9 protein-coding genes are annotated in these 8,735 nt (G+C 60.4%); 1 reads left to right on the forward strand and 8 read right to left on the reverse strand.

All coding sequences use genetic code 11. From position 1 onward, the window contains the following. Positions 1-5 precede the first annotated feature (5 nt). The gene (locus AO064_RS29375; protein WP_064055458.1) at positions 6-2,156 is read left to right on the forward strand and encodes a lipase family protein; all 2,151 of its coding nucleotides are present in this window, start codon (positions 6-8) and stop codon (positions 2,154-2,156) included. A 9-nt stretch (positions 2,157-2,165) separates the two neighbouring features. Here AO064_RS29375 and codA read toward each other — a convergent pair whose 3' ends face one another. The 8 genes from codA to queD all read right to left on the reverse strand — a co-directional run bounded on the left by codA (position 2,166) and on the right by queD (position 8,242). Next, positions 2,166-3,401, reverse strand: coding sequence for a cytosine deaminase (gene codA / locus AO064_RS29380; protein WP_046036762.1), 1,236 nt, complete (start codon positions 3,399-3,401; stop codon positions 2,166-2,168). Positions 3,402-3,428: 27 nt separating this feature from the next. Further along, the gene (locus AO064_RS29385; RefSeq protein ID WP_064055459.1) at positions 3,429-4,634 is read right to left on the reverse strand and encodes a PucR family transcriptional regulator; all 1,206 of its coding nucleotides are present in this window, start codon (positions 4,632-4,634) and stop codon (positions 3,429-3,431) included. Beyond that, positions 4,631-5,899: a cytosine permease gene (codB, locus tag AO064_RS29390; protein ID WP_064055460.1), complete on the reverse strand. Its 1,269-nt coding sequence runs from the start codon at positions 5,897-5,899 to the stop codon at positions 4,631-4,633. The genes AO064_RS29385 and codB overlap by 4 nt, the downstream gene beginning before the upstream one ends. Positions 5,900-6,090: 191 nt before the next feature. After that, positions 6,091-6,714, reverse strand: a complete 624-nt coding sequence (locus tag AO064_RS29395; protein WP_064055461.1) for an NUDIX hydrolase — start codon at positions 6,712-6,714, stop codon at positions 6,091-6,093. 3 nt (positions 6,715-6,717) lie between these two features. Continuing rightward, the gene (locus AO064_RS29400) at positions 6,718-7,164 is read right to left on the reverse strand and encodes a GNAT family N-acetyltransferase (RefSeq protein WP_064055462.1); all 447 of its coding nucleotides are present in this window, start codon (positions 7,162-7,164) and stop codon (positions 6,718-6,720) included. A gap of 26 nt (positions 7,165-7,190) precedes the next feature. Then, positions 7,191-7,388 (reverse strand): helix-turn-helix transcriptional regulator, encoded by a 198-nt coding sequence (locus AO064_RS29405; protein ID WP_064055463.1) that lies wholly within the window; start codon positions 7,386-7,388, stop codon positions 7,191-7,193. After that, complete coding sequence (locus tag AO064_RS29410) at positions 7,385-7,759, reverse strand: hypothetical protein (protein WP_064055464.1); 375 nt, start codon at positions 7,757-7,759, stop codon at positions 7,385-7,387. Before AO064_RS29410 ends, AO064_RS29405 begins: the two co-directional genes overlap by 4 nt. Positions 7,760-7,885: 126 nt before the next feature. After that, a complete protein-coding gene (gene queD / locus AO064_RS29415) occupies positions 7,886-8,242 on the reverse strand; it encodes a 6-carboxytetrahydropterin synthase QueD (RefSeq protein WP_003190259.1) in 357 nt (118 codons plus the stop codon). Positions 8,243-8,735: the final 493 nt, after the last annotated feature.

An 8,735-nucleotide genomic window follows, 5' to 3' on the forward strand; every position in this document is an offset into this window, starting at 1 on the left:
AACTCATGATGTTGGACGCACGGAATCAACCTTTTTTCAGTGATAACAAGCCGGCTTGTCCATTGCGCGGGCATTGGGTGAGTTTTTGCCTGGCAGATGAACTCGGCGTTGGGACGGCCTACGGTGGATTGCCTTACACCCTTCACGATAGCGCGGGGCAAGAATACAAAGGCAGGCTGGACGGAAACGGATTCGCCACACTCAAAGATATTTACTGTGGGCCTGTGGCCCTTGTTTTTGACGACCTGTATTCAGGAACGGAGCCGTTGTATCAGCAACTGATGTCGCGCCGAGCTTACAAGCTCCCTATCACCGAGCTTCAAATTCGGGCGGAACACACTCGATTTGCTCGCTCCGACGGTCGGCGTGCCGAAGGTGATCCGGCTCAACCAACAACCAGTCGGTTTTATCAAGTTGAAGTTCGCGACTTGGTCCGTCATGTCGCCCACTTGCCACCGGTTACGCAGCGAACTCATCAACCCCAGCGGCATGCGTTAAAGATGCTGGCGGACCTTGGCTTCGGGCCGCCCCAATCGACCTTGGCGGGGATCGTATTATTTCCCAACAACCATACCGTCCTGGAGGTTCGGCCACTGCGAGCGTTGCGTCCGATGCTTTCAACCGAAGACAGCTTCTGTGCCTTGAACCTGTATCAGCTGGCGTTGATGGCCACCTTGAGTTATTGCAATTTCGGCCAGGAGCCACCTCAACGGCCTCGGGACGCAGTTCGATTCCCCTTCGACCCAAGCGTCGGTCATTTTTTTGCTGAAAAGCTCTCGGGTTATCACGAAGCCTGGCGAGTCGATGCAGATCAACAGCAACGGTTCTATCCGCTCTACGAAGAGGTCCCGTATTCCCGGCGCTTCGAGATTTTGCCTTTCGATCCCACGCTGTACCCCCAAAACCGACCGGAATTAGCGGAGAAGCAGGAGCACCCCGCGAGTTTGCATTTTTTTGACGATGAAGAATTTGGTACTGACACGCAGGCATTTATCAGTCATCACGATGAGGTGATCCTGATTGCGGTACGGGGTACTGCCAGCGCTGCAGATGGGCTACGGGATGCAGACGCTCATCAGGTGGCTTTCGCCGAGGGTATCGGCAAGGCGCACGAAGGGTTTTATCAGGCTTATCGGGCGATGCGTGATTTCGTGCTGCATTACCTCACTCAGTTTCACACCGGCCAACGAATCATCATCTGCGGCCACAGCCTGGGTGGCGCAATCGCTTTGCTCTTGGCAGAAGGCCTGCGCCGAGCGCCGGAGGGAAACCACAACATCCTCCTCTACACCTACGGTGCCCCGCGCGCCGCCGACTCCGAATTCACCCTCGGTGCCTCAAGCCTGGTCCACCACCGCATCGTCAACCACAACGATCCAGTCCCCAGCGTCCCGGCTCCGTGGATGAACACCACCGCCAAACTCTGGATCCCCGGCGCCGTCACACTCTTCAGCGCCCCCGCGTCCGGTGGCCTGCTGTTTGCGGCCGGCCTGGTACGTTTCGGTGGCAATCCCTACCAGCACCATGGCGAACAGCAACACTTCATGCCGATCATGCTCGCAGATGGCACGCATTCTTCAGTGTTGTGGAAACCCGGTTGTGAGTCCATCCAGGAAGCCGGCTGCAACCGAGCGTTGCAACTCCACGGTGACATGCCTGACCGTGACAATCTGCTGAAACAGCTGTTTCAGGCCAATCAGCACTTCATGACCGCCAGCTATATCCCTGCCGCTTGGGCGACGCTACGTCGCTGGCAACAAACCCAGGAAAGCAGCGGGCCCTTGGTCACACCGAGAGAATTTGAACGGCTCGATCACGCACTCGAAACCATGCGCCAGCAACTGCGCAACAAGCGTCGCGAACTGGTCCGCCTGAAGCCCGCCAACGATCGGGGCTATGAGCACAACGAAGCCTTGAACGCCGAGATCGACCGCTTGCACACCAGTCGTGAGCGCCTTGCGACCCTGCGCTGGCGCCGTTTGGACGCGCGTGATGTCTACGGCAGTCAAGCCCACAGCGCCAGCTTGCAACCGAGCCTCAGGCGCTGGTTCAGTCACCCTGAAAACCGCGAGCTGGCCCAGGTCGCCAGTATCCCTCCCGCCATGCCTGGCGAATGGGGGAGGGCGCAAACACTGGATATCGACTCGATTGCCTGAACAGAGCCTTTACACAAACTCCACCTGCGCCGGCTGACGTTTCATCAAGACCTTGCCGTTGCGGATCGAGTAAAGCGGCAGGCCCTGGCTACGGATGACCTCGTAGTCGCTGTCCGCCGAAAGGATCAGCAGGTTGGCTGGCCGTCCAGGCTCCAGGCCGTATCGTTCGCCCAGGGCCATGGCTTTGGCGCTGTTGTCGGTCACCAGGTCCAGCGCGCTTTGCAGGTTGCGGTAGCCAAGCATGTGGCAGATGTGCAAACCGGCTTCCAGCACCCGCAGGATGTTGCCGTTGCCCAAGGGGTACCAGGGATCGACGATGGAGTCTTGGCCGAAGCACACGTTCATGCCGGCCTCCAGCAGTTCGTTGACCCGAGTGACGCCACGGCGTTTCGGGAACGTATCGAAGCGGCCTTGCAGGTGAATGCTCTCGGTGGGGCAGGAAACGAAGCTGATACCGGAGTGCCCCAAAAGTCGGAAGAGCTTGGCGCAGTAGGCATTGTCATAGGAGCCCATGGCGGTGGTGTGGCTGGCGGTAACGCGAGCGCCCATGTCACGGCTGCGGGCTTCTTCGGCCAGCACTTCGAGAAAGCGTGAATGCGGGTCGTCGGTTTCGTCGCAGTGCACGTCCACCAGGCAGCCGGTGCGTTCGGCCAGGTCCATCAGGAACTTCACCGAACTCACGCCCTGGTCGCGGGTGTACTCAAAGTGAGGGATGCCGCCGATTACGTCGGCGCCGAGGCGAATGGCTTCTTCCATCAGTTCGCGACCGTTGCGGTATGACTCGATGCCTTCCTGGGGGAACGCGACGATCTGCAGGTCGATCAGGTGCGTACTTTCCTGGCGCACTTCCAGCATGGCCTTGAGCGCCGTGAGGTCCGGGTCGGTGACGTCGACGTGGGTGCGCACGTGTTGGATGCCGTGGGCGGCCAGGGCCTGGATCGTCTTTTTGGCGCGGGTCTTGGTGTCTGCCTGGGTGATGGTGGCCTTGCGTTCGCCCCAGCATTCGATGCCTTCGAACAGGGTGCCGCTCATGTTCCAGCGCGGCTCGCCGGCGGTCAGTGTGGCGTCGAGATGGATATGGGGTTCGACGAAGGGCGGAATCACCAGGTTGCCGGCGGCGTCCAAGTCGTCGGCCGCGGCAGTCGTTGTACCCGATTGGGGGGTGATGCTGGCGATCCGGCCATGTTCCAGGTGCAGATCATGCAGGCCTTCACGGTTGCGCAGGCGGGCGTTGATGATGTGCATGGGCAAGTTCCTCTTGGCTAAAAACAATCAGGCAGACAGCCGCCAGATCATCAGCGCAATGCCGATGTCCAGGCGGTCATAAGCGTTATCCAGCGTCAGGCCGCACAGGGCTTCGATACGCTGGACACGGTGTGTCAGGGTGTTGCGGTGCACGGCCAGCCGTTGGGCGGCGGCCACAAGGTTACCATTCTCGTGAAACCAGGCTTCCAGGGTCGGCATCAGGCTGGGGCCATGGTGCACGTCGTGGCGCAGTAATGGGCCGAGGCGTTCATTCAGGAATTGGTCGAGCAGGGCGCGATCACGCACGCCGCTGAGCAGTTTGAGCACGCCCAGTTCGTCGTACATGCAGAGCCCGGCCCGCTCGCTGAAACGCCGCGCAGCGGCCAACGCCTGGCGCGCCTCATCCTGCGCCTGGGCCAGGCGTACCGGTGGGTGCGCGGCGGCGCTGAGGCCGATAAACAGTTTGAGCGGCGCCAGGCGCAGGTTCAGCGGGTTGAGCCAGTTGGCCAATTGCTGGCGGTTGGCCAAGGCGGCGACAGCGTCCGGCGCCGGCAGCAGCAGTGTCCATTGCCCGGCCCGCCCGAGCACCGGCAACCCGGCAGACAACTGACGCAAACGCCGACTGATAACGTCATGTTGCCGCGCCAGTTGCGCCTCTACATAGGCGGCATCGCCCTGGGCGAACAGCCATTCGCTGCCTTCCAATTGCAGTTGCACAACCTGCCAATGACCGGCCAGCGACAGGCCCAATTGCACTGCACGGTGCAGCAGCAAATCCAGGGATTGGTAATCCCCGGTCAGCAAGCGCTCCAACACATCGTGCCGCGAGCGCCCCAATTGCTCGGACTGGATCAGCGCCGAGCCAATGGCCTGGGTCACCAGCACCATTTTCAGCGAATAGGGCTGTTCGATCAGTGGCATGCCGGCGGCTTCGGCAGCCTCCAGCAAACGCGGGGGAATCGCCTGGATATATGCCGGCCCCGTGAGTATCACCAACCCAGCCACTTGGCGCTGACAGGCTTCATCCAGCAATTGCAGCAAGTTGGCTTCATCCCGTGGGTGATTGATCCCGGTCACGAACACCAGCTCGCCGCCCAAGACCCATTCGGCAATCCCGCTGTTCTCCGCGACATAGGGCCAGCGCACGGTATTATCCAGGCCAACGGCGCCTGCGCGCAGGCGCATTGATTCCAAGCCCGGCAGGGCCAGTACATCGGCAAGGGTCAGGCTCATGCGCGGGCGTCAGCCAGCGGCGCGCGCACCCGGAGTACGGTGGTGAGCACGATGTAGGTCAACGACGCAGCAACGATGCCCACCAACGGCGCGACCCAGGGCGAGCTGAAAGCCAGCACCGTGCCCACCGCATACGCCACCAGCCCAGGCCAGTTGAACGCCGGCAGGCGAGCGTCGGCCAGGCGCGGATAGTGGCCGCGGTAACGGTAGAAGAAGTCCGCCATGATCACCCCGCCAATCGGTGGGATCACCGTGCCCAGCAGGATCAAGTACGGCACCAGCAGGTCGTACATGCCAAGCAACGCCAGCAGGGTGCCGATCACCGCGCCGGCCAGGGTCACGGTCTTGCGCCGCTTAGTGCGCAGCAGGTTGCAGCCGGCCACCGCGAAGTTATAAATGGTGTTGTCCTGGGTGCTCCAGATGTTGAGCAGCAACATGGCCATCGCCGCCATGGCAAAGCCCTGCAGCAGCAACACTTCGACCACATCCGGTTGTTGATAGACGATGGCACCGTAGGCGCCGATCAGCACCATCAAGCCGTTGCCGATAAAGAAACCGATCAGGCTGGCCAGCACCGCCACCTTGGCCGAACGCGAAAAGCGCGTCCAATTGGTGGCTTGGGTCGCGCCGCTGACAAAGGTGCCGAACACCAGAGTGATTGCCGTGGAAAAGTCCAACGCACCGCTCGGCACCACCGCCAACAACCCCTCCAGCCCGCCGACTTTCACGGTCGCCACCCACATCGACAGACACAGAAGGATGCCCATCGCCGGCACCGCGATGTAGGACAGAATCTCCAGCCCGCGATAACCAATGTAGGCCGTGGCGCAAAACACCAGGCCAAACAGCACCATCAACGCCAGCACGCTGCCCTGGCTCAGTTCGAAATACTTGCCCAGCACCACCGCGGCCGTGGCGGTACCCCAGGCGTACCAGCCGATTTGGGTAAAACCGAGGATCAAGTCGCTGAGCTTGCTGCCCAGTTCGCCGAAGCAGAAGCGGCCCATCAGCACCGAATTCAGCCCGCTCTTGAACGCGATGTAACCCAGGCCTGCGGCGTAGATACCCAACAACAGGTTACCCAGGGCCACGACGCCGAGCATGTCGATAAAGCTGAACGCCACCCCCAGCTTGCCGCCGGCAAACATGGTCGCGGTAAAAAACGTAAAGCCCAGCAGCACCATGGCGGTCGACGCCAGGCCTTTGCGCGCATGCATCGGGACTTCGCTGAGGGGGTAATCATTGCCCGGTTCTTGCTGCGTCATGTGCCTTGCTCCCTGAATGAGTGACGCAGGCCTACTGCACCGTGCGTGCCAAACCGGCGGCAGTGACAGGCGCACGGTCGACGCTGTGCATCGTGCACACTATTTATAGCCAAACATGGGAGAAACGCAGGAAGGGTTGTACGCCGTGCCCAGTCGGGCACGAAAGCGGTGCAGCGGTGATACAAATTGGATCAGTCGAATAGCGTGTAGGTCGTCTCGCCGCGATGAAAGGCGAATGCCGCCTCCAGATCACTCTCGATGGTGCGCCCACGGGACAGCGGCGGCAGCGCATCGAGGCGGAAAAAGCCCACTTCGGTAGTCTCGAAACCCGCCATCGGTGCGCACTGATCCACCGGTTCACACAGGAAGTACAGCTTGTAGAAGTCCCGCACGTCCGGACGATACAAGCCCTTGGCCTTGTGCGTGACGCTGTACAGCGCCCGCGCGGTGACCGTCAACCCGGCTTCCTCGCGAATCTCCTTGATGATGTTTTCGGCCGCCGACAAACCGATATCGGCATAACCGCCCGGCAACGCCCAGCAGCCATCGGTCAACTCGCGCACCAGCAGAATTCGGTCGTCCTCGATGATCGCACCCCGTACGTCGATCATCGGTGTCGAATAGCGCTGGGCAAAGTCGGTGACTAACCCGGTGATGCGCTCCAAGGGCACATTGCCCAATTGCGCGAGCATGCTGTGGGCAATCTCGGCAATTTCTTCCAGGCGCTCGCGCTCGAAATCATCAGTGCAAAAGTGCAGCCCCGTGGACGCCAACGCCTGCAAGCGTTTGGCTTGGGCCAGCCAGGTGTTTTCCATGGGTTACTCCTGGAGTTGTTTGGTCATGTATACGCGGTGCAGGCCATGTTCTTCGGCCCGGTGGGTTTCGACATAGCCACGGCGCGTGTACAGCCTGATGTTCTCGGCCATGGTTTCATTTGTGTACAGGCGGATGGCGGCGAAGCCTGCGGCGAGCGCCTGTTGCTCGGCAAAATCCATCAGCAACCGCCCGAGGCCCAGGCCCTGGGCATCCGGGGCGACGGCCAGATTATCCAGCAGCAGTGCGCCATCAGCATCCAGCAGGATGATAAAACCCTGAACCCGCCCGGCATTTTCCAGCACGTGTACGCCTCCGGCTTTCACTTGTTGGTGATAATCCTCCAACATCGGCCCTGGCTTGCGGCCGATCCGTTCGATGTACGGCGAGTAGGCCGCCTGGACGATAGCCTCGATGGCAGCAACATCAGCAGCAGTGGCGAGGCGCATCATTGCAATGTGCTCCTTTGGACAGTCGATCAATCTGTCGGCGCTTCGAAGATCCCTTCGATAGGCCGTTCGAACACCTTGGCAATCTTGAACGCCAACGGCAAGCTTGGGTCGTAGCGGCCGGTCTCGATGGCATTGATGGTCTGGCGCGATACGCCAAGGCGATCGGCAAGGTCGGCCTGGGACCAGCCCAGTTCCGAGCGCAACTGACGCATCAGGTTATTCATTGGTAGCGCCTTGTGCCGATGATCGTGGCCACGCACCAGACGCCACCCATGATCGGCCACACCATAAAGGCCGACAAGCGTGGGAAGCCGGCAGTTTCCAGGAAGCCGTAGCTGAAGGTCGTGAGCGCCGTGCACACAAACGCCACGGCCAGCGCGTCCAACTGGATCTTGCGGCCCATTTCATCCATGGCGTTCAGCCGGCGGATGATCGTAACCGCCATCGCGATCATCGGAATCACTGGCAGCAAGGCCAAGGCGATTTTTGCGGCGCCGTCGGGCATGGACGACACATAGGCGCTGGAAATGACGACGCACAGCATGTACGCCAGCATTATCACCGCGAATTCCACCAGAAAGCGTTTGACCGACATGACCATCTCCACAAGTAAAGGGTGCTTTACATTAGGTTTGGATTATTGCCGTGTCAAGGGTGCTTTACATTGGGGGTGGCAGACGTAAAAAAACCACCCGCAGGTGGTTCTTCAACGCGCAATCGCTTACTCGCCGCGATAGATGCAACCGCTGGTGCAAGTCTCGTGGATGCGAATCGCACTGAGCTCAGGCAGCAGGGGTTTCAACTCATTCCAGATCCACTTGGCCAGCACTTCGCTGGTCGGGTTTTCCAGGCCTGGGATGTCATTGAGGTAGTTGTGGTCGAGACGTTCATAGAGCGGTTTGAAAATCGCCTTGATCTCCGAGAAGTCGCGAATCCAGCCGGTATGGGGATCGAGGTCGCCGCTCAGGTGGATCGCCACCTTGAACGAATGCCCGTGCAGGCGCCCGCATTTATGGCCTTCCGGTACGTGGGGCAGGCGGTGGGCGGATTCGAATGTAAATTCCTTGAAGATTTCCACAGTGTTTTCAGCTCGGTCGGTGTCTGGCAGGCGGCGAGTTTAACAGCTTGATCCCTTGGCGCGCATACCGTCCCTCGCTGTATAGGTATCTACACGACTCTGGGTACGGCGCTGGACCTGTGGCGAGGGAGCTTGCTCCCGCCGGCGGCCTGACAGCTGACCACAATCTAACGGTTACCCCGCGATCCAAATGTGGGAGGGGGCTTGCTCCCGATAGCGGTGTGTCAGTCGATTCATCAGGTGACTGATTCAGCGCCATCGGGGCTTGGGCATCTACACAATTCTGGCTATGGCGCTGGACCTGTGGCGAGGGAGCTTGCTCCCGCCGGCGGCCTGGTAGACGATCAGGATGTTGGATCAGACCGGGTACATATCCGTTAGTTAGGTAACGGCTGCTATGGGTTCCGCTTTTACAGCGGCTCACTTTTGAAAAGCGCAAAAGTAAGCAAAACGCTCTTGCCCCAACACTCGGCACCTCGCTCACGCTCGGTGT

The organism is Pseudomonas marginalis (assembly GCF_001645105.1).
In the GTDB taxonomy this organism is placed as follows: Bacteria; Pseudomonadota; Gammaproteobacteria; order Pseudomonadales; family Pseudomonadaceae; genus Aquipseudomonas; species Aquipseudomonas petroselini.